The organism is Curtobacterium sp. PhB190 (assembly GCF_004365385.1).
Classification (GTDB): domain Bacteria; phylum Actinomycetota; class Actinomycetes; order Actinomycetales; family Microbacteriaceae; genus Curtobacterium.
Window position 1 is genome coordinate 150328 of record NZ_SODN01000007.1, and the last position, 21157, is coordinate 171484.

18 protein-coding genes are annotated in these 21157 nt (G+C 71.3%); 7 read left to right on the forward strand and 11 right to left on the reverse strand.

The window, feature by feature from the left end:
- Window positions 1–33: 33 nt before the first annotated feature.
- Together EDF47_RS13190 and EDF47_RS13195 are read right to left on the reverse strand one after the other, a co-directional pair.
- A complete protein-coding gene (locus EDF47_RS13190) occupies window positions 34–1116 on the reverse strand; it encodes a Fic family protein (protein ID WP_243650110.1) in 1083 nt (360 codons plus the stop codon).
- Window positions 1117–1323: 207 nt separating this feature from the next.
- Window positions 1324–2424 carry a VanZ family protein gene (locus EDF47_RS13195; protein ID WP_131847021.1) on the reverse strand — a complete coding sequence of 367 codons (1101 nt, stop codon included), beginning with the start codon at window positions 2422–2424 and terminating at the stop codon, window positions 1324–1326.
- Between the two features lie 74 nt (window positions 2425–2498).
- On the opposite strand from EDF47_RS13195, the gene EDF47_RS13200 reads away from it, so the two are divergent.
- From EDF47_RS13200 to EDF47_RS13215, 4 genes are all read left to right on the forward strand, one after another.
- The gene (locus EDF47_RS13200) at window positions 2499–3395 is read left to right on the forward strand and encodes a serine hydrolase domain-containing protein (protein WP_131847022.1); all 897 of its coding nucleotides are present in this window, start codon (window positions 2499–2501) and stop codon (window positions 3393–3395) included.
- Between the two features lie 78 nt (window positions 3396–3473).
- On the forward strand, window positions 3474–4184 hold the full coding sequence (mtnN, locus tag EDF47_RS13205) for a 5'-methylthioadenosine/S-adenosylhomocysteine nucleosidase (protein ID WP_123939135.1): 711 nt from the start codon (window positions 3474–3476) through the stop codon (window positions 4182–4184).
- A gap of 291 nt (window positions 4185–4475) precedes the next feature.
- Complete coding sequence (locus EDF47_RS13210) at window positions 4476–6461, forward strand: potassium transporter Kup (RefSeq protein ID WP_243834056.1); 1986 nt, start codon at window positions 4476–4478, stop codon at window positions 6459–6461.
- 204 nt (window positions 6462–6665) lie between these two features.
- Window positions 6666–9767, forward strand: coding sequence for a choice-of-anchor G family protein (locus EDF47_RS13215; protein ID WP_165932411.1), 3102 nt, complete (start codon window positions 6666–6668; stop codon window positions 9765–9767).
- Window positions 9768–10073: 306 nt separating this feature from the next.
- Here EDF47_RS13215 and EDF47_RS13220 read toward each other — a convergent pair whose 3' ends face one another.
- The 3 genes from EDF47_RS13220 to EDF47_RS13230 all read right to left on the reverse strand — a co-directional run bounded on the left by EDF47_RS13220 (window position 10074) and on the right by EDF47_RS13230 (window position 14940).
- The gene (locus tag EDF47_RS13220) at window positions 10074–12500 is read right to left on the reverse strand and encodes an excinuclease ABC subunit UvrA (RefSeq protein WP_131847026.1); all 2427 of its coding nucleotides are present in this window, start codon (window positions 12498–12500) and stop codon (window positions 10074–10076) included.
- A gap of 94 nt (window positions 12501–12594) precedes the next feature.
- Window positions 12595–13275, reverse strand: coding sequence for a hypothetical protein (locus EDF47_RS13225; protein ID WP_132099404.1), 681 nt, complete (start codon window positions 13273–13275; stop codon window positions 12595–12597).
- Between the two features lie 279 nt (window positions 13276–13554).
- Window positions 13555–14940, reverse strand: coding sequence for an FAD-linked oxidase C-terminal domain-containing protein (locus EDF47_RS13230; RefSeq protein ID WP_131845200.1), 1386 nt, complete (start codon window positions 14938–14940; stop codon window positions 13555–13557).
- A 140-nt stretch (window positions 14941–15080) separates the two neighbouring features.
- Between EDF47_RS13230 and EDF47_RS13235 the strand changes: the two genes are divergently transcribed.
- On the forward strand, window positions 15081–16034 hold the full coding sequence (locus EDF47_RS13235) for a manganese catalase family protein (RefSeq protein WP_131845201.1): 954 nt from the start codon (window positions 15081–15083) through the stop codon (window positions 16032–16034).
- Between the two features lie 19 nt (window positions 16035–16053).
- Here EDF47_RS13235 and EDF47_RS13240 read toward each other — a convergent pair whose 3' ends face one another.
- Both EDF47_RS13240 and EDF47_RS13245 read right to left on the reverse strand, forming a co-directional pair.
- Window positions 16054–16488 (reverse strand): VOC family protein, encoded by a 435-nt coding sequence (locus EDF47_RS13240; protein WP_123939129.1) that lies wholly within the window; start codon window positions 16486–16488, stop codon window positions 16054–16056.
- A gap of 119 nt (window positions 16489–16607) precedes the next feature.
- The gene (locus EDF47_RS13245; RefSeq protein WP_131845202.1) at window positions 16608–17480 is read right to left on the reverse strand and encodes a DUF808 domain-containing protein; all 873 of its coding nucleotides are present in this window, start codon (window positions 17478–17480) and stop codon (window positions 16608–16610) included.
- A gap of 98 nt (window positions 17481–17578) precedes the next feature.
- Here EDF47_RS13245 and EDF47_RS13250 point away from each other — a divergent pair, with 98 nt between their 5' ends.
- A complete protein-coding gene (locus EDF47_RS13250) occupies window positions 17579–17848 on the forward strand; it encodes a hypothetical protein (RefSeq protein ID WP_123294645.1) in 270 nt (89 codons plus the stop codon).
- Window positions 17849–17852: 4 nt separating this feature from the next.
- Here EDF47_RS13250 and EDF47_RS13255 read toward each other — a convergent pair whose 3' ends face one another.
- The 3 genes from EDF47_RS13255 to EDF47_RS13265 form a co-directional block, all read right to left on the reverse strand.
- Entirely contained in the window at window positions 17853–18248 is a 396-nt protein-coding gene (locus tag EDF47_RS13255) for an arsenate reductase ArsC (protein ID WP_131845203.1), read from the reverse strand.
- A 70-nt stretch (window positions 18249–18318) separates the two neighbouring features.
- On the reverse strand, window positions 18319–18732 hold the full coding sequence (locus EDF47_RS13260) for a VOC family protein (RefSeq protein ID WP_131845204.1): 414 nt from the start codon (window positions 18730–18732) through the stop codon (window positions 18319–18321).
- A 40-nt stretch (window positions 18733–18772) separates the two neighbouring features.
- On the reverse strand, window positions 18773–19363 hold the full coding sequence (locus tag EDF47_RS13265) for a TetR family transcriptional regulator (RefSeq protein ID WP_243649826.1): 591 nt from the start codon (window positions 19361–19363) through the stop codon (window positions 18773–18775).
- Window positions 19364–19472: 109 nt separating this feature from the next.
- On the opposite strand from EDF47_RS13265, the gene EDF47_RS13270 reads away from it, so the two are divergent.
- Window positions 19473–20414 (forward strand): aldo/keto reductase, encoded by a 942-nt coding sequence (locus EDF47_RS13270; protein ID WP_131845206.1) that lies wholly within the window; start codon window positions 19473–19475, stop codon window positions 20412–20414.
- Window positions 20415–20498: 84 nt separating this feature from the next.
- On the opposite strand, the gene EDF47_RS13275 is transcribed toward EDF47_RS13270, so the two are convergent.
- Complete coding sequence (locus tag EDF47_RS13275; RefSeq protein WP_131845207.1) at window positions 20499–21107, reverse strand: TetR family transcriptional regulator; 609 nt, start codon at window positions 21105–21107, stop codon at window positions 20499–20501.
- Window positions 21108–21157 lie beyond the last annotated feature (50 nt).

Sequence of the window (21157 nt, forward strand, 5' to 3'; positions counted from 1 at the left end):
CGCCACGTGCCTCCAGTCCGCTTGGTCGACGGTTCAGGGGCGCTGTGCCGGACCGCGCCGCAGGGCGCGAGCCGCGAAGGCCTCCAGCGCCTCGATGAGTGCTTCGGCGATCCAGATCCGGTTGCGTTGCTTCGAGTTCGCCGGTCGGAGGACGCCGCGTTGCACCAGGGTCTCGACGGCACGGTACGCGGTCGGCGCAGCGACACCGAGACGATCCTGGACGAGACCGGCGTTGAGGACCGGATGCTCGATCACGAGGTCGACCAGGGCTCGCGCTCGGTTGTCGGAGCGGAGATCCGAAGTGGCGTCGGCCCAGCTGGCACGCACGGCGCTGACGTCGGAGGCGAGTCGTCTGCCCGAGGCGACCGCGAACCAGGCCGCCTGGGTGAACGCCCGCACGATGGCGTCGACGTCGCCGGCGCGGTAGGCCGTCAACGCCTCGTAGTACGCATCGACGTCGTGGAGCAGCCCCGCGGACACGGGGACGGCGATGTTCTTCGTCACACCGGCTTGCCGCAGCATCGCGTGCACCAGTGCCCGGCCGGTGCGTCCGTTGCCGTCGAGGAACGGGTGGATCGTCTCGAACTGGGCGTGCGCGATCGCCGCGTGCGCGAGCGCCGGGACGTCGAGCCGCCGCACGAACCCGACCAGATCGGCCATCGAATCGCCGACGCGGCTGTGGTGCGGCGGCACGAAGGCCGCTTCGTGCGGACTGAACTCCGTGCCACCGATCCACACCTGCTGCTGGCGGAACCGGCCCGTCATCTGCGGCGCCGAATCGGAGAGCAGTGCTTCGTGTATCTCGATCACCGCGGCTTCGTCGATCTGGTCGCGGAGCGCCAGGGCGGCTTGCATCGCACGGACGTTGCGGACGATCAGCGCCGCGTTCCCGCTCGTGCGCTCACCGAGCTCACTCTCGGCGATCGCGCGCGCGCCACTGGTCAGGTTCTCGATCTGGGACGACGACGCGGACTCGCTGCGGAGCAGCATGGACGCGAACGGCAGGACGGACGAACCGAGTTCCGCGTCGAACCGTCCGATCGCGACCGCTGCCTCTGCGGCGTCCGCGAGCACGTCCGGGGACACTCGGACGCTCGTGGTGGCGATGGTCGGCACGACGGCAGCGGTGTACGGTCCACGTGCTGCCAGGCGAGCGCGTCGGGATGTGCCGCCGTCGTCCTCCACGGTGTGCCATGAGCGCTGTTCATCCTGCAGGGCAGGCCACCGAGGGCGCTCGGGACCACCGGAAGGGTCGCTCAACCGTTCATCTCCGCTCGCGTTGGTAACACTTACGACGAATATAGAACCAACGCCATCGGTTCGCTAACTTCTCTCAGTCGAGCCTTCCCGTGCCGCGCGCTCGTCCACCACATCCACCCGCGCCAGCACGTTCGCGAACCCGCGCCGCCCTCGGGTGGCGAACAGCCCGATGACGGCTGCGACGGCGAGAGCGAACGCCAGCAGGCCGGTGAAGGGCAACGCGGCGGCGGTGGCCGTCGCCCACCCGCCGGAGCCCGCGGCCCACCGCACCAGGCGCTGCCAGGCCGTCGGCCGCGGCTCCGGTCGGAGCCGGACGACTGCCTCGCCGAGCGTGCGCCCGGACGCGAGCACCACCACCAGCTGGACCGCCGGTGCGACGAAGGGCAGCGTGGCGAGCAGGACCCGTGCGAGCGTGGAGTTGAGGTCCTGCCCGGCGAGGGCGAACGACAGGCTCGTGATCGACACCAGCGCGCCGGTGGTCAGCACCATGGCGAGCAGGTCGCAGAACATCCCGAACCCGCGGCGCCAGATCGTCACCCGGCGGGGCAGATCCGACGACGGCTCGCCCCGGTGCCGGACGAGCACCCAGAGCACGGGGGAGACCAGCGTGCCGACGAGTGCTCCGGTGGTGTTCGCGAGCAGGTCGTCGACGTCGAACAGCCGGTACGAGCACGGGTACAGGAACCAGTCGCCGGTCAGCTGCGTGCACTCGATGAGCAGCGAGACCAGGAACCCGGCGACGGTCCCGACGACCACACCGGCCAGGAACCGTCCGTGCAGGAACACGTGCCGCACGAGCATGCCGAGGGGGACGAACAGGATGACGTTGAAGACCACCTGCGCCGCGGCCGGGTTCGCGAGCAGGGACCGGGGGCCGGAGAGCCCGCCCTCCTTCGCGATGTCCCCGACGAACGCGAACGGCGTCAGCTGCGGTCCGGAGGCGGCGCGACAGATCGCCGCGACCTCGCTGGTGTCGGGCAGGGGCAGGAGCGTGTACGTGACGAGGGCGAGCCCGTAGACGACGGTGGCGAACGCCAGCACCGCGTTGCCGACGCCGAGGGTGCCCCGGCGTCGGTACTGCAGCGCTGCCCACGGCACCAGTCCGGCGATCGCGATCGCGGACCCGACGAGCAGCGCGATGACGGCAGGGGTCGCGGAGGTCATCCCTCGACCCTAGGGATCCCGTGGGACACGCGTCCGGCTGCTGGCCGTGCCGCGACTCGCGAGAGGATGGCGGTGTGACCACCGCGACCACCATCCTCGACGCGATCGTCCGGCAGGTCGACGACACCGGCTTCGGCGCCCACGGCCTGCACGTCCGCACCGGTGGCGGCACCGCGGACGACGTCGCCGAGCACCGCTGGACGCCCGACGCGCGCGAGGAGATCCACTCCGCGGCCAAGGGCATCTGCGTGCTCGCCACCGGGATCGCCGCCGACGCGGGTCTGGTGGACGTCGACGAACCGATCGCCGCATCGCTGCCCGGGTTCGAGTTCGGGGACGGCGCGGACCAGGTCACCCTCCGGCACCTGCTCACGATGACGAGCGGGATCGACATGCCCTGGTCGGCGACCGAGCTGACCGACTGGCCGGACCTGGCGGCCGAGTTCCTGCGGCGGCCCTCGCGGGGTCGCGTGTTCCAGTACGCCAACGTCAGCACCTACACGGCCATGCGCGTGCTCGAGACCCGCGTCGGCGACGTCGGCGCGTTCGTGTCCCGACGCCTGTTCGACCCGCTCGGCATCGAGGACGTCGAGTGGCTGCGCTGCCCGAACGGGTACGTCGCCGCCGGTGAAGGACTGGCGCTCCGGACCGAGGAACTCGCGCGCCTCGGTCGGCTCATCCGCGACGGTGGCGTGGTCGACGGGCAGCGCATCGTCGGCGCCCGCTGGTGCGACGCGATGCACTCCGACTGGGTCGAGCGCGAGGGGACCGGACCCGGGTACCACCGCTACGCGATGGCCGGATGGGGCGGTCCGGGGCAGCTGTGGCGGCTGCACGGCGCGTACGGGCAGATGCTGCTGTTCGACGACCACCCCGACGGCGACACCGTGGTCACGATCACCGCCGACGACCACTTCGGCGCCGACGCGATGGCCGCGTTCGTCGCCGAGGAGCTCGCCCGGCAGCGGTAGCCGGCAGCGGTAGCTGGCAGCGGTAGCCGGCAGCCGTCGCTGGCAGCCGTCGCGTCCTCGCCGTGCGAGGATCGATCAGTGCAGGAACAGACGCCCGTCGCGATCATCATCGCGGCCATGAGCGAAGAGGTCTCCGCCTTCGCCGACCTGTTCGGCGGGGTCCCGATCCTCGACGGCCCCGTCGGAGGCCACGACCCGCACCAGCTGCTCGACATCGGCGGCGCCACCGTGGCCGTCCGCCGCAGCGGCATCGGCTTCACGAACGCGACGGCCGCCGTGGCACACGGCTTCCACGACTTCGGACCCGGCATCCCCGTGATCAGCGTCGGGACCGCCGGCGGCCTCATGCACGGCATCGCGATCGGTGACGTCGTCGTCGGCGACCGGTACGTCAACCTCAACGCGGACGCCACCGCGTTCGGCTACGCCCTCGGCCAGGTGCCCGGCATGCCGACCGGGTACGCCCCGGACGCCCGACTGGTCGAGCTGGCGATGGCCGCCGACATCGCCTGGCCGCTGCGCTCGGCGACGATCGGCTCGAGCGAGGTCTTCGTCACCGAGGGGCGCGCCCGGACACTCCGCGACGCCTTCCCCGACGTGGCCGCGGTCGACATGGAGTCGGCCGCCATCGCCCAGTTCGCCCACGTGCACGACATGCCGTTCGTGTCGGTCCGCTGCATCAGCGACCTCTGCGCCCCCGACGGTGCCGAGTTCCGCGAGCACCTGGACGGCGCCGCGGCGCGCGCCGCCCGCGTGGTCCACGACCTGGTGCGCGGCCTGCGTCCCTGAGACCCGGCCCGCGAAAGCGACAGTCCTGCGGCACGGGGCACCGTTCGGTCCGGCATCGCGACAGATCTCCGCGAACAGTTCGCGGCACGCTGTCGCTTTCGCGGATGTGGACCCGGCCCACCGTCGGACGGGAGGCGCGGTGCGGGCCCGCCACGGGCCTCCCGTCCGCCCCCGGCGCACGTCGAGAGCCACGGTGCGCACGCATGTGCGCCACCTGCGAGCGCATCCCGCGCACGGTGCGATGATGAGCGGCGGCCGTCGCCCGGACGGCCGGAGACGGAAGTGCCGAGCGTGACCGAGACCCGCTCCGAGACCCCGACGGAACCGTCGAAGCCGACGGACCACACCACCCCCACGACCGAGGCCACCGACGACGGTGGCCACGGCCCGCGCAAGGGCGTCGCCGTCCTGGCGCTCGCCGCACTCGGCGTCGTGTTCGGCGACATCGGGACGAGTCCGCTCTACGCCCTGCGCACCGTGTTCACGATCGACGACGGCCTGGTGAAGGCGAACCAGGAAGACGTCTACGGCGTCATCTCGATGATGTTCTGGAGCATCACGATCATCGTCTCGATCAAGTACGTGCTGATCCTGATGCGCGCCGACAACGACGGCGAGGGCGGGGTGATGGCGCTCGCCGCCCTGGCCCGCCGGCTCTACGCGAAGCGTCGCGGTGGCGCGGTGATCTTCCTGGTGATCGGCATCGTCGGGGTCTCGCTCTTCTACGGCGACTCCGTGATCACCCCGGCGGTGTCGGTGCTGTCGGCGGTCGAGGGGCTCGGTACCGCGGCGCCGTCCGTCGAGCACCTGATCGTGCCGATCGCCGCGGTCATCCTGGTCGTGCTGTTCGCGGTGCAGCGCTTCGGCACCGGCAAGGTCGGCAACCTGTTCGGCCCGGTGATGCTGCTCTGGTTCGTCGTGATCGCCGCCGCCGGCGTCCCGCACATCCTCGAGCACCCCGGCGTCCTGCAGGGGCTCTCGCCGACGTGGGCGATCTCGTTCGCCTTCGCGCACCCGTACATCACGTTCGTGGCGATGGGGGCGGTGGTGCTCGTCATCACCGGTGCGGAGGCGCTCTACGCCGACATGGGGCACTTCGGACGGTCGCCGATCCTGAAGGCCTGGTTCTTCGTGGTGTTCCCGGCGCTCGTCCTCAACTACCTCGGGCAGGCGTCGCTGGTGCTGCGCGACCCGTCGGCGGCGAAGGACCCGTTCTTCCTGCTGTTCCCGGACGCGCTGCGGTTGCCCGTGGTGGTGCTGGCGACGCTCGCGACGGTGATCGCGAGCCAGGCCGTCATCTCCGGGGCGTTCTCGCTCACCCGCCAGGCGGTCCAGCTCGGGCTGCTGCTGCCGCTCACGATCCGGCAGACCTCGCGGCGGGAGAGCGGGCAGATCTACCTGCCCGCGGTCAACCTGCTGCTGTTCATCGGCGTGCTCGCGATCATGCTCGCGTTCCGGTCGTCGGCGAACCTGGCCACCGCGTACGGGGTGTCCGTCACCGGAGCTCTGGTCGTCGACACGCTCCTGCTCCTGCTCGTCGTCCGCCCGCTGTGGAAGTGGGCGACCTGGAAGCTCGTGGTCGCGGCGGTGGCGTTCGGCGGCCTCGAGCTGACCTTCCTCGCCGGCAACCTGTCGAAGATCATCCACGGTGGTTGGGTGCCGCTCCTCATCGCCCTGGCGGTGATCACGGTGATGACGACGTGGCGCCGTGGCCGGGCGCTCGTGCAGGAGGAACGCAAGGAGCGCGAAGGGTCGCTCGCCGACTTCATCGACCGCATCAACCACGAGCACATCCCGCGGGTGCCCGGGGTGGCGGTCTTCCCGCACCCGAACAAGGAGACGACGCCGCTGGCGCTCCGGGCCAACGTCGAGCACAACCACGTGGTGCACCGGACCGTCCTGATCGTCTCGGTGCTCACCGCCAACGTGCCGCACGTCCCGCACGCGAAGGCGTTCCACCGCGACGACCTCGGCTACGAGGACGACGGCATCGACCACATCACGGTGAAGTTCGGGTTCTCGGACGACCAGGACCTGCCGAAGGCCCTGCACGCCGCCTGCCTGGCCGAGGTCCTGGACATCGACCCGGAGGAAGTGCTCCGGGCGTCCTACTTCATCTCCCGCGGGGCCCTCCGTCCGATGCCCGGCAACCGGGGGATGGTGGCCTGGCGGAAGAAGCTCTTCGTCGGCCTCGCCCACAACGCCGCCGACCCCGCGGCACGCTTCGGTCTCCCGGCGCAGCGCACCGTGACGATGGGCAGCGACGTCGAGATCTGACCGCGCCGTCGAGATCTGACCGCGTCGTGCACCGGCGTTCTGCATCGGCATCCGCATCGGCATCCGCATCCGTAGAGCGCAGGCCCCCGTTCGGGGGTGATGGTCTTGTGCACCCGTTCAGGGTTACGCTCATCGGAAACACACCACAGCTGCAGGCAGCATCACCAACTGCCGGACCAGCACCAGGATCAGGAGCGAAGCCACATGAGGCTTGGAGTACTCGAGCGCGCCCAGAAAGACCCACGGGCGTCCACTTCCACCCGATGGTCAGGCCGGAGCAAGGGCGTCGCGATCGTCACCGCAGCGCTCCTCGGCGCCGGCGGCAGCATCCTCGCCGCCGCCCCCGCGACGGCAGCGCCCGTCGCGTCGACCGGGCAGGGGCGCTTCCTCAGCGGCTCCGCGCTCGGGTTGAACCTCGACGACATCCTCACCGTGACCCCGGCGGACGCGGTCAACACCGGTGGGGCCACGGACACCGACGTCCACCCGCTCGACGTCACCGCACTCAACGCGGTCAACGTCAACCTGGGCGGGGGCCTCAACCTGCTCGGGAACAACGGCATCCTCACCCTCGGTGCCGTCAACCAGTACGCCGCCGCCAACGCCGACGGCAGCTCCGTCGCCGCGTCCGGCGCGGTGACGAACACCGGCGGGATCGGCGTCGGCGGCCAGGACGGCGTCCCGCAGTCCAACGCCACGCTCGACCTGTCGGGTCTCATCGGGGCCGACCTGGCGGGCGCCCTCGCGAACGCCCAGCTCGAGGTCGGCGCCGTGTCGGCCACCGCTGCGCAGGCAGCCGGCCCGGACGGTGCGCAGACGGGCGACTACGGCATCGCCGGACTCGACCTGTCGCTGACGAGCCCCGCGCTCGGCACCACCGTCTCCGGTCTCCGCACCACCCTCGGCACGCTCCAGCCGACGGTCGACGGCGTCGAGGACACCCTGAACGCCCTCGGCCCGCTCGTGCAGGTCCAGGGCCTGCCCGACCTCGTCACGGTGCTCGACTCGGCCACCGGCGACGTCACCAGCGCCGACGGCTCGATCACGGCGAACCTGCAGACCGGTGCGATCACGGTCGACGTCGCCGCAGTGCTGACGAACGCCGGCCTGGACATCAACAACCTGCCGGCGAACACCGAGCTGCTGCCGTACATCACGGAGGCACTCACGACCCAGCTCCTGCCGGCGGTCACCACCGCGCTGCAGGGGGTCGTGACCCAGCTCACCCAGTCGCTCCGCGGGCTCACCGTCACGGTGGCGGGGCTCCCGCTGCCGATCGGTCAGCTCCTCGACGTCGTGAACCCGGTCATCGCGCAGGTCGTCGCCCCGATCAACCAGGTCGTCGCCGGCCTCGGTGAGACGGTCATCACGCCCCTCGCCAACGCCCTGACGACCGTCGTGTCGCTGCAGGCCAACGTGCAGGAGACCAGCGCCGACGGCGTCTTCACCCAGCGTGCCCTGCGCGTCGCACTGGTGCCGGCCGCCGGCACCGCCGTCGTCAACCTCGCCTCGGCTGCGGTCGGCCCGAACGCCGGTCCGCTCGCGGTCCCGACCATCACCACGCTCGACCCGGACAACGGGCCGGTCGCCGGTGGCACGGTCGTCACCGTCACCGGGACGGGCTTCACGGACGACGCCACGGTGTCGGTCGACGGTTCCGACCCGATCGCGGCGGACTCCGTCTCGGACGACGGCACCGAGCTGACCTTCACGACGCCGGCGCACGTCGTCGGCACGGTCGACGTCACGGTCACCACGCCCGCCGGTGAATCCGACCCGCTCGACTTCACCTACACCGACGACGCGGCTGCGGTCCCGACGATCACGACGCTCGACCCGGACAACGGGCCGGTCGCCGGTGGCACGGTCGTCACCGTCACCGGGACGGGCTTCACGGACGACGCCACGGTGTCGGTCGACGGTTCCGACCCGATCGCGGCGGACTCCGTCTCGGACGACGGCACCGAGCTGACCTTCACCACGCCGGCGCACGACGCCGGAACGGTCGACGTCACGGTCACCACGCCCGCCGGTGAATCCGACCCGCTCGACTACACGTACAACCCGGCTCCCGCAGCGGTACCCACGCTCACGACGCTCGACCCCGACAACGGGCCGGTCGGCGGCGGCACCCTCGTCACCATCACGGGCACCGGGTTCACCGACGACGCGACCGTCTCGGTCGACGGGTCCGACCCGATCGACCCGGAGTCGGTCTCCGACGACGGCACCGAGCTGACGTTCACGACCCCGGCGCACGTCGCCGGTCCCGTCGACGTGACGGTCACGACCGACGCCGGGACCTCGGACCCGCTGACGTACACCTACAACCCGGCACCCGCCGGGGCTCCGACGCTGACGGCGCTGGACCCCGACAACGGTCCGGTCACCGGTGGCACGGTCGTCACGGTCTCCGGCACGGGCTTCACCGACGACTCGACGGTCTCGGTGGACGGTTCCGACCCGATCACGCCGGACAGCGTGTCGGACGACGGCACCGAGCTGACGTTCACGACGCCGGCGCACACCGCCGGTGCGGTCCCCGTGACCGTCACCAACGGCTCCGGCACCTCGGCGCCGCTGCCATACACGTACAACCCGGCCCCGGCCGCGGTCCCGACGATCTCCGAGCTGGACCCTGACAACGGTCCGGCCGCGGGTGGCACGGTCGTGACCGTCACGGGCACCGGTTTCACCGACGACTCCACGGTCTCGGTGGACGGTTCCGACCCGATCACGCCGGACAGCGTGTCGGCGGACGGCACGACGCTCACCTTCACGACCCCGGCGCACGCTGCCGGTGACGTCGAGGTCACGGTGACGACCCCGGGTGGCACGTCCGACCCGCTCGTCTACACCTACAACCCCGCGTCGACCACGACGACCCCGCCGCCGGTGATCACCTCGCCGACGGACGGTGGCACCGTCACGACGCCCAACCCGCCGATCACCGGCACCGGTCAGCCCGGCGCGACCGTCACGGTCACCGACGGCACGGTCGTCGTCTGCACCGCGGTCGTCGCGGCGGACGGCACCTGGAAGTGCACCCCGATCGTCGGCTTCGGCCCGGGAACGGTGACCATCACCGCCACCCAGACCGGCGCAGACGGCACCTCGGCGGCATCCGACCCGGTGACGTTCACCGTCCGCCTGGCAACCGCCGGCACCGGTGGCGCGGGTGGTACCGGCCCGAACGGGACGCTCGCCTACACCGGTAGCGACCCGGCCCCGGTGATCGCCTTCGCGATCCTGCTGATGCTCGCGGGCGTCGGGCTCACCATCGCCCGCCGCTTCCGTCGGGCTTAGTCCGCACCACCAGCAGCGCCCGTCGGGATCCGTCCCGGCGGGCGCTGCTGCGTGCGTGTGCGTGCGTGTGCGCGTGCGTGTGCGGTGCGTTGGCGTGTGCGGTGCATGCGTGTGCATCATGCGACGGGGCACCGGTTGATCGACGCGTGGAACGTCGGAACATGCACACGCAGCAGATGCGTGTGCATCATGCGACAGGGCACCGGTTGATCGACGCGTGGAACGTCGGAACATGCACACGCACCGGCGGTCGGGAGGCGCGGTGCGGGCCCGCCACAGGCCCCGTCCGTCCGCGGGTGGGCGCGATCAGTGCCCGAGCTGCTCCCGCAGGTACGGCGCGGTCCGGCTCTCGGCGGACGCCGCGACCTGGGCGGGGGTGCCGGTGGCGACGACGCGGCCGCCGTCCTCGCCACCGGAGGGCCCCATGTCGATGACGTGGTCCGCACTCGCGACGACGTCCATGGCGTGCTCGACCACGACGACGGTGTTGCCGGCGTCGGTGAGGCGTGCGAGCTGTGCGGTCAGCAGCTCGACGTCGGCGGGGTGCAGGCCCGTCGTCGGTTCGTCGAGCAGGTAGAGCGTGTGCCCGGTGCGCGCGCGTTGCAGCTCGGTCGCGAGCTTGATGCGCTGGGCCTCGCCGCCGGACAGCTCCGGAGCGGGCTGTCCGAGCCGCAGGTAGCCGAGGCCGACCTGGCGCAGGGCCTCGAGCCCGCGGGCAGCGGCCGGCAGCGATGCCAGGAAGGGGGCCGCCTGGTCGACGGTCATGCCCAGGACGTCGGCGATCGACGCACCGTCCCACCGCACCTCGAGGGTCTCGTCGTTGTAGCGCGCACCGTGGCACTCCGGGCAGGGCGCCCAGCTGCCCGGCAGGAACAGGAGCTCGACCGACACCGAGCCCTCGCCCTGGCACACCTCGCACCGGCCGCCGGCCACGTTGAACGAGAAGCGGCTGGCGGTCCAGCCGCGGGCCTTCGCGTCGTCGGTCGCGGCGAACGCGGCACGCACGGCGTCGAAGAGCCCGGTGTAGGTGGCGAGGTTCGAACGCGGGGTGCGGCCGATCGGCTTCTGGTCGACCTGCACGACGCGGTCGACGAGCGGGTGCGACGTCGCCACGCCGGGCAGGACCCCGCCGACGAGCGACGACTTGCCGGAGCCGCTGACGCCGGTGACCGCGGTGAGCACCCCGAGCGGCAGGTCGACGTCCAGGTCCTGCAAGTTGTGCAGGGTGAGGTCGCGCAGCTCGAGGGTCCCGACGGGGGTCCGGACGGTGCGCTCACCGTCGGCACGGTCGCGCGGGTGCAGGAACCGTCGGGTGACCGATGCCTCGACGTCGGCGAGGCCGTCGACGGGGCCGCTGTACAGGACGGTGCCCCCGCCGGACCCGGCACCCGGGCCGACGTCGACGATCCAGTCCGCCCGCCGCACGATGCTCATGTCGTGCTCGACGACGAAGACGCTGTTGCCGCCGGCACGCAGGTCGTCGAGGACCTCGACCAGGGACTCGGCGTCGGCCGGGTGCAGGCCAGCGCTCGGTTCGTCGAGCACGTAGACGACACCGAACAGGCCGGAGCGCAGTTGCGTCGCGATGCGCAGGCGCTGCGTCTCGCCGGGGGAGAGGGTCGGGGTGGCCCGGTCGAGCGCGAGGTACCCGAGGCCCAGGCCGACGAGCACCTCGACCCGTGTGAGCAGGTCGCGCGAGATCGCGACCGCGACCTCGGTGTGCTCGCCGGACGAGGCGCGTGAGGTGGCAGCGCTGGCGTCCGTGATGGTGGCGATCGGGCGCAGGACGTCGGCCAGCGCCGTGAGCGGCAGGCCGTTCAGGTCGGCGATCGAGTGGCCGCCGACCGTCACCGCGAGCGCGGCCCGGGTCAGGCCGGTCCCGCCGCAGAGGCCACACGGACCCGACTCGACGAACTGCAGCACCTTGGTCCGCTGCGTCTCGCTCTGCGAGTCGGCGAGGGTGTGCATCACGAACTGGCGTGCGCTCCAGAACCGCCCCTTGTACGGCTTCGCGACGCGGTCGCGCTTCGGGTGGACCTGGACCACCGGCTGCTCCTCGGTGAACAGCAACCAGTCGCGGTCCTGTCGGGAGAGCGCACGCCACGGCACGTCGATGTCGTAGCCGAGCACCGCCGTGACGTCGCGCAGGTTCTTGCCCTGCCAGGCCCCGGGCCACGCCGTGATCGCGCCGTCACGGATGCTCAACGACGGGTCGTGGACGGCCGAGGCCTCGGTGACCTCGTGGGCGATGCCGAGTCCGTGGCAGCGCGGGCACGCTCCGGCGACGGTGTTCGGCGAGAACGAGTCGGACTCGAGCCGGTCGGCTCCGGGCGGGTAGGTGCCGGCGCGGGAGAACAGCATGCGCATCGAGTTCGACAGGGTCGTCAGCGTGCCGACGGTCGAACGGCTGCTCGGAGCACCGCGGCGCTGCTGCAGGGCCACGGCGGGTGGCAAGCCGGTGATCGACTCGACGTGCGGCGTCGACCCCTGCGCGATGAGCCGTCGGGCGTAGGGAGCGACGGACTCGAGGAAGCGGCGTTGTGCCTCGGCGAACACCGTGCCGAACGCGAGCGAGGACTTGCCGGAGCCGGAGACGCCGGTGAAGGCGACGATGCGGTTGCGCGGGATGTCCACGTCGACGTCCTGCAGGTTGTGCTCACGGGCGCCGCGGACGCGGATGAAGTCGTCGGGCCCCGGTTGGTCGTCGGTCACGGTCGAGCGGGGAGCGGGCATCTGCTCGATGGTAGGCGGGTGCTGCTGAACGTGGTGAAGGGCCGTCCCGGTTGCCCGGGGCGGCCCTTCACGTGTGGTGCGGTGGTGCGGGGTGTTACTTGATCTGTGCGGTGATGGTGGCGGTGCCGACGAGGAGGCCGCGCTTGACGGCGTCGGTGCCGAAGGTCTTGTTCAGCAGGCCGGCGGCGTCTTCGGAGACGTGGACGGTGGTGCCGGTCAGGATGGCGTTGTCGCCCTCGAGCTGGAGGGGCTTGAGGGAGCCGCCCCAGAGCTCGAACAGGAACGCGTTGGACGCGGCGACCTTGCCGTTGACCAGGACGTCACCGTAGAGCTTGGAGGAGCCCGGGTTCACGACGAAGTTCTCGAGCGTGACGGTGGTGTCGCCGGCCTTCAGGGTCAGGCCGGAGTCGTCGTGGTTGAGCAGGCCCTGCACGTAGGGCTTGTAGTTGCCGTCCGGCGACCAGTACGTGACCGAACCGGCGGTGATCGGGAACGACACCGACCCGTCAGCCAGGGTCGCGTCTCCGGAGACGCCGGGGGTGAGCTTGAGGGCGGTGAGGGCGTCGGTGAAGCCGGAGTCGAGCTTCACGGCGGTGGAACCACCGAGGACCTCGGGGACCGAGGCGACCGGTGCGGGGATCTTCGACGACGACGACGAGACCGTGTGGACCTGGGGGGTCGAGGCCTGGGCGGAGGAGATGCCGAACGCGGCACCGCCGAGCACGAGGGCGCCGGTCGTGGCGAGGGTGATGGAGGTCTTCAGGCTCTTGCGCATGGTGATCGTTTCCTTTGCTGAGGTGTCGCGCTCGGCGCGGCTGCTGTGTGCGCGCCGAACACACCCTGGTGCAGGGTGGAGAACCAGCAATGTGCGGCTGGTGAGCGCTCCGGGTGTTTCCCGGTCTGTGCAGGTGATTCGGGGGCCTCCGGCAAAAGGTTTGGACCGATCTGTCCTCGTTACCGGTCTGTGACCTTCGGGCCCTGGACGCGACCAGACGACGGACGGGAGGCCCGGTGCCAGCTGGCACCGGGCCTCCCGTCCGTCGTCCACGTGGGTTCAGAACGCCTTGCCGGGATTCAGGGTGCCCGCCGGGTCCAGGGCGTCCTTGACGGCACGGTGCATCGCGAGGACCCGCTCGCCCAGCTCCTGCCGCAGGCCGGGCAGCTTGAGCAGGCCGACGCCGTGCTCACCCGTGACGGTGCCGCCGAGTGCCAGGCAGTCCGCGACGATCTGGTCGAACGCCTGCTTCGCACGGGCCTTCGCGGCCTCGTCGCCCTCGGGAGCGATGATCAGCGGGTGCAGGTTGCCGTCGCCGGCGTGCGCGATGTTCGCGATGGTGACGTCGTGCGCTGCCGCCGTCGCCTGGATCCGTCGGAGCATCTCGGGCACCGCGCTGCGGGGCACGCAGATGTCCTCGGTGAGCACCGGTCCGAGCCGCTCGAGTGCCGGGTACGCGAGTCGCCGTGCCTGGAACAGCCGGTCGATGTCGTCGGGGTCCGTGGCGCGCTCGACGTCGGTGCCGCCGGCCTGCGCGAAGACGGCTGCGACCTGGTCGGCGAGCTCGTCCCCCGCGGCACCACGCTCGTCGACCCGGGCCAGCAGCAGGGTGTCGACGTCGGACGGCAGCCCGAGGTGCATCCAGTCGTCGACGGCCCGCAGGCAGGTCCGGTCCACGATCTCGAGTGCTGCGGGGATGATCCCGGCACGCGAGATCGCGGCGACGGCGTCCCCGGCGGCGCTGAGCGAGGGGAAGTACCCGATCACAGCACGTTCGTCGCGTCCGGCCAGGGGGAGCAGCTTGACGGTGACCGACACGACGATGCCGAGCGTGCCCTCGGACCCGACCATCAGGCCGGCCAGGTCGTACCCGGCGACGCCCTTCGCCGTGCGGCGTCCGAGCTCCACCACGGAACCGTCGGCCAGCACCACGGTCATCCCGAGCACGTAGTCGCGGGTGACGCCGTACTTCACGCAGCAGATCCCGCCGGCGTTCGTCGCGACGTTGCCGCCGATCGTCGAGATGGCCGAGCTCGCCGGGTCCGGCGGGTACCAGAGTCCGTGTTCCGCGACGGCAGCCCGCAGTGCGTCGTTGACCACACCGGGCTGGGCGACGGCGTAGCGCTCGTCGGTGTCCACCTCGAGCACCGCGTCCATCAGCTCGAGGGACAGGACGACCGATCCGGCCATCGCGTTCGCCCCGCCGGACAGCCCGGTCCCGGCGCCGCGCGGCACGACCCGCACGCCGACGGCTGCCGCCCACCGGACGGTGGCGACGACGTCGTCGGTGCTGCGTGCGAGGACGACGGCGAGCGGTGCGGTGGAGTCGGCCCACTCGGCGTCGTCGTGGCGGTACTGCTCGAGCGACGCCGGGTCGCGGAGGACCTGGTCCGGCTCGAGCAGATCGTCGAGGGCGGCTGTGTCGGCGGCGTGACTGACGGTCATCGGTTCGGGGGTCCTTCCGGGCGCGGCGGTGCGGCGCCGACGACGATACCGCGCTGAGTGGACGACCCGTGTCGCCTGCCAGGGACGCCGGACGACGGTGAGGCACGCGGCGGATCCGTCGCGGTGAGCAAGGAGGCCCCATGTACTTCCACGCACAGACCTGGATCAACGAGATCGCCGACGGCGAGCCCGACCCGGCAGCGGCCAACGCCCTGCAGGAAGGGCTCGGCGGGCAGTTCGGCGAGATGCGCACGATGATGCAGTACCTGTTCCAGGCGATGAACTTCCGTGGCCCGGCGGCGAAGCCGTACCGCGACCTCATCCAGGGCGTCGGCACCGAGGAGATCAGCCACGTCGAGCTCATCGGCACCACGATCTCCCGCCTGCTCGACGGCTCGCCCGAGTACACCGGCAAGCTCACCGACCCGCTCGACAAGCCGGGTGCGAAGGGTGCGACGCCGCTCAACATCGCGCTCGACACGAGCAACATCCACCACTACCTGGTCGGGGCCCAAGGTGCCCTGCCGGTCGACGCGGCCGGCAACCCGTGGAGCGGCAGCTACGTCTACAACTCCGGCAACCTGCCGCTCGACCTGCTCTACAACCTGATGCTCGAGTCCACCGGTCGCCTGCAGAAGTGCCGGATCTACGAGATGACGGACAACCCCACCGCGCGCAGCACCGTCGCGTACCTGATCGTCCGCGACCAGGCGCACGAGAACGCGTACGCGAAGGCACTCGAGACCCTCGGCGTCGACTGGAAGACCCTGCTGCCGATCCCGAAGACGAACGCCGAGCGGTTCCCGGAGGTCAAGGAGCTCCTCGACCTCGGGCTGCAGAGCAAGCAGTACAGCTTCGACCTCGACGGGGCGTCCGAGGCGGGCAAGATCTTCCGCGGCGCGTCCCCGTCGAAGGACGGCACGGACCTGACGGCGACCGAGCAGGCCCCGGCCGGCGTGCCGTCGTTCATCGCTCCGGAGCGCCTCGAGGAGTTCGGTCCCGGTCTCGACGCCGACCTGCTGGCGCTCATCCAGCAGACGGCGGAGCTCGAGCTCGGCGCCGTCGAGGTGAGCACGTACGGGCCGGTGGCCTGAACCTGCGCGGGCTCGCGGATCAGTCGAGGCAGAACTCGTTGCCCTCGACGTCCTGCATCACGATGCAGGACTCGTTGACCTGATCCGCGAGCATGCGGCGGAACTGCGTCGCGCCGAGCGCGACGAGGCGGGCGCTCTCCGCGTCGAGCGCTGCGAGACGTTCCTCGCCGACCAGACCGGTGCCGACCCGGACGTCCAGGTGCACGCGGTTCTTCACCGTCTTGCCCTCGGGAACCCGCTGGAAGAACAGCCGCGGCCCGACGCCCGTCGGGTCGACGCACGCGAAAGCGGAGTCCTGGTGCTCGGGCGGGAGCGAGGCGTTGAACGCCTGCCAGTCGTCGAACCCGGGCGGGGGAGCAGGCACCTCGTAGCCGAGGACCTCGCACCAGAACCGGGCGACCCGCTCCGGCTCGGCGCAGTCGAACGTCACCTGGACCTGTCGCACCGTTGCCATGCGCGCCAGGGTAGGCGCGCGGCGCGGGTCGCGCGCACCCGTTCTGCGACGCTCCACGAGTCGTTCGACGCGTGCACCGTCGGAACACTCGTGTTCCGACGCCGGAACAGAAGTGTCAGTCAGTGCTTCCCGCGGAGGCGACCGATGCCGAGGACGATCGCCACGACGACCATGCCGAGGACGACGCCGGCGACCGCCGAGACTGCGGTGTCGACGATCCACGTGATCACCGGGCCAGTGGCCTCGATCGCGCGCTCGATCGTGTGCAGCAGGTCGTACGGGCCGTGCCAGAAGGTCTCGGCGAGGTTCGCGATGACCAGGTGCCCGCCCACCCAGAGCATGGCCACGGTGCCGATGACGCTGATGACCCGGAAGACGGTCGGCATCGCCCGCACGATCCGCGCTCCTGTGCGACGGGTCCGGCGGACGGAGTTCTTCATCATCTGCAGACCGACGTCGTCGATCTTCACCAGCAGGGCCACCGCGCCGTAGACGACCGCGGTCATGACGAGCCCGATCACGATGAGTGCACCGAGTGTCGGCCAGAGCCCGAGGTCGGGGTCGAGGCCGGCCAGGGCGATGAGCATGATCTCGGTGCTCAGGATGAGGTCGGTCCGGATGGCGCCGAACACGAGCTTGGGTTCGGTGACCGAGTCGGTGGAGCCTGTGCCGTGGTGGACACCGAACCACTCGGTGACCTTCTCCGCGCCCTCGAAGCACAGGTACGTCCCGCCGATGAGCAGGAGGTACGGCAGCACCCAGGGCGCGAACGCGGTGAGCAGCAGCGCCAGCGGGATGATGATGATGAACTTGTTGAACAGGCTGCCGAGCGCGATGCGACCGACGACCGGCAGTTCCCGGGCCGGCGCGAGTCCCTGCACGTACTGCGGCGTGACCGCGGCATCGTCGATGACGACCCCGGCGGTCTTCGCACTCGCCTTCAGGGCCGCGGAGAGGATGTCGTCCACCACGGCGAGCAATCCGACTGACATGACTTCGTTCTCCGCTCGTCCGGGCCTGTGACGGTGCTCAGCGTAGTGGGCGCGGCGGACCCTGAACGCCGCCGGGGCGCCGTCCGTAGGCTGAGGCCATGGCTGACTTCACCGCTGCACAGGCCGCCGTCGTGCGGATCGAACGCGCCGAGGAGGGGCGTTGGGACCTCACGGTGATCAGCGACTCGGGCGTGAAGATGGGGCACGGCGTCTACCTGTTCGACGCCGCGCACGACGACGCCGAGGACGAGCAGGCCGCCGCGCTCGACTTCGTGCGCGACTACGGCTTCCGCTTCGAGCGCGACGCCGTGCAGGCCGACGGTGCGGACGCCTACTGGGCGCCGCTGCTGCCGTCCGACCAGCAGTAGCCGGCTACAGGGACGCGATCAACCGCTCGACCCGCACCCGGATGTCGTCGCGGATGGGGCGGACCTGCTCGATCCCCAGCCCGGCCGGGTCGTCGAGGTCCCAGTCCTCGTACCGCTTGCCGGGGAACACCGGGCAGGCGTCTCCGCAGCCCATGGTGATGACGACGTCCGACTCGCGCACGGTCTCGGTCTCGAGCACCGCCGGTCGGGCGTCGGCGATGTCGATGTCCTGCTCGGCCATGGCCTGCACGGCGACGGCGTTGACCTGGTCGGCGGGCTCGCTGCCGGCGGAGAACACCCGGACGCGGTCGCCGGCGAGGTGCTGCAGCCACCCCGCGGCCATCTGGGAGCGTCCGGCGTTGTGGACGCACACGAACAGGACGGCGGGGCGGTCGGTCATGCGCCCATCATCCCAGCGAGGGCGCCCGTCATCCCAGCGAGTGCGCCCGTCATCCCAGCGACGGTGCCCGTCATTCCCGCGCTGACGCCTCGAACCCGATCAGCCACGTGACACCGAACGCGTCCCGCACGGTGCCGTCCCAGTCACCCCACGGCCGCTGCTGCAGGGCGTCGACGACCGTGCCACCCTCGGCGAGCGCGTCGAACCAGTGCCGCAGGACGTCGGGTTCTTCGGCCCCGAGGAGCGAGAACAGCAGGCCGGTCGCCGCGAACGGCTCGTCGGTCTCGCTCGCGTCGGCGGCGAAGAGCTGCAGCCCGCCGGTGAGCTGTCCGTGGGCGACCGCGTCGGCGGGGCCGTCGGTCCGTGAGAAGTCGGCGTAGGTCGCGATCTGGACCTCGCCGCCGAAGACACCCTGCCAGTGCTCGAGGGCCTGCCTGGCGGTGCCGGCGAACTGGAAGTACGGCGACGGTCCGGTGACGTTCATGCCCGGACGATACCGCTGGACGAGGGCGCGCGTCCGCTCGTCAGGCGCTCGGTGCGATGCCGTCGAACGCGCGTCGCAGGATCGCGGCCGCGTCGGGGTCGTTGCCCGTGGCCCAGGTGGTGATCGCCACGTCGAAGCAACCGAGGGCCGCCTGCACGAGGACCCGTGCCCGCAGGTCGGCGTCGGGGCCGTGGAGCTGCCCGACGACGAGGGGCGTCAGGACGTCCGCCCAGGCCTGGTGCTTCTCGAGGTTCCGTGCGCGCAGTGACGCCGTGCTCGTCATCACGCGGACGGACCGTCGACCGGTCTCGGGGTCGTCGGTGCTGCCGCGCTCGAGCATCTCGGCGAAGGCCTCGCGCAGCGCGGGCCACACCGGTTGGGTCGTCGACCGCGACCGGAACGCCTCGGCGAGGGCGTCCCGGTGTCGCGCGGGGTCGCCGATGACGGCGTCCTCCTTCGCGGGGAAGTACCGGTGGAAGCTCCGCGCCGAGATCCCCACCTCGGCGGCGACCTGTTCCACGGTGACGTTGTCGAACCCGTCGGTGTCGAACCGCTCGAGTGCCACGGCGGCGATGCGCGCGCGGACGGCATCGCGGGTGATGTCCCGTAGGCCGGTTCGCACGTCGCTCACGGGACCGATCGTACCGTGACGTCATCTTCCGTCCAAGTTGTCAGACTCTGACAGTAATGGCGTACAGTGCCACTCGCATGACCACCACACGTCACGAAGGGACGGCACCATGCAGCAACGCACCCTCGGCCGACAGGGCCTCACCGTCAGCGCCATCGGCTACGGCGCCATGGGCACCACGTTCGCGTACGGACCCGGCGACGACACCGAGTCCGTCGCCGCGATCCGGCACGCCCACGAACTCGGCGTCACGCACTTCGACACGGCCGAGCTGTACGGCTGGGGGACCGGCGAGCGGCTCCTCGGCGCGGCGCTCGCCCCGATCCGCGACGAGGTGACGATCGCCACGAAGTTCGGGTTCACGCCCGAGGCCTACGCGCCGGACTCCCGACCGGAGCACATCCGGCAGGTGGTGGACGCGAGCCTGCAGAACCTCGGCACCGACTCGATCGACCTGCTCTACCAGCACGTGCACGACCCGGCTGTCCCGATCGAGGACGTCGTCGGCGTGATGCAGGAGTTCGTGCAGGCCGGCAAGGTCCGGTACCTCGGCCTGTCGAACACCGATGCCGACCAGATCCGCCGCGCGCACGCTGTGCACCCGATCTCGGCGTTCCAGACCGAGTACTCCGTCTTCTCGCGGGAGTCCGAGGCGCTCTTCCCCCTCGTCGACGAGCTCGGCATCGGCGTCGTCGCGTACTCGCCGCTGGCGCGCGGGTTCCTGAGCGGTGCCGTGCAGCCCGCGAGCGCCTACGCGGCCGACGACATCCGGCAGCAGCTCGAGTGGTGGGCGCCGGAGCACTTCGACGCGAACGTCGCCGTCGTCGCCGCGCTCACCGAGATCGCCGATGTGAAGGGCGTCTCGCTCTCGCAGCTCGCGCTGGCCTGGATCCTGGCGAAGCGCGCCGACCTGGTCCCGATCCCCGGATCGCGCAACCCCGGACGCGTCGCCGAGAACGTCTCCGCCGCCGACGTGCGGCTCACTGACGACGAGGTGGTGCGCATCGACGCGCTGTCGCGCGACGTCCGTGGGAAGCGCGCGATGGGCTGAGCCCGGCCGGGTGTCGGACGGGAGGCCCGTGGCGCGCCCGCCACGGGCCTCCCGTCCGTCCGGTGGTCGTGTCCAGGGCGCGTCTCAGGCGAGCAGGGCGAGTGCGCGGTCCACGACGTCCTCCGGTCGGCCGTCGCCGTGCAGCGCCCACCAGGTGAGGGCCGCGCTCGCCGCGGCCGCCAGGGCGTGCGCGCGCACCGACACCGCGAGGTCGTCGGGCGTCGCGCCGTCCCGCTCGGCCACGAACCGGACGATCGCGTCGGTCAGGGTCGTGACCGTGGCCGCGCCGACGTGCTCGAGGGAGGGGTTGGCGCGGATGACGCGGAGTCGGTGGCGGGTGACCTCGACGGCGTCGTCGGGGAAGGTCGCGCCGATCCGGTAGGCGGCACGCAGGGCGACCGACGACGACTCCGTGGACGGCCGCTGTCGGAGTGCGTCACCGAACCGCGAGGCGAACTCGTCGAGCCCACCCCAGACGAGCGCCGCCTTGTTCGGGAACAGCCGGAACAACGACCGGCGGCTCACCCCGGCAGCTGTCGCGACGTCGTCCATCGACACGGCGTCGAAGCCCTGCTCGTCGAACAGCCGGAGCGCCACGAGGGACACCGCGTCCGGGTCGATCGTGCGGGGGCGTCCCGTCGGCCGATCGCTCGTCGGTCGATCGCTCGTCGGCCGGTCACTCGTCGGGCGCATGGAGTCCTTTCGGCACTGAGTGCTATAACCGTCGTGGCGCAGCGAGCGCC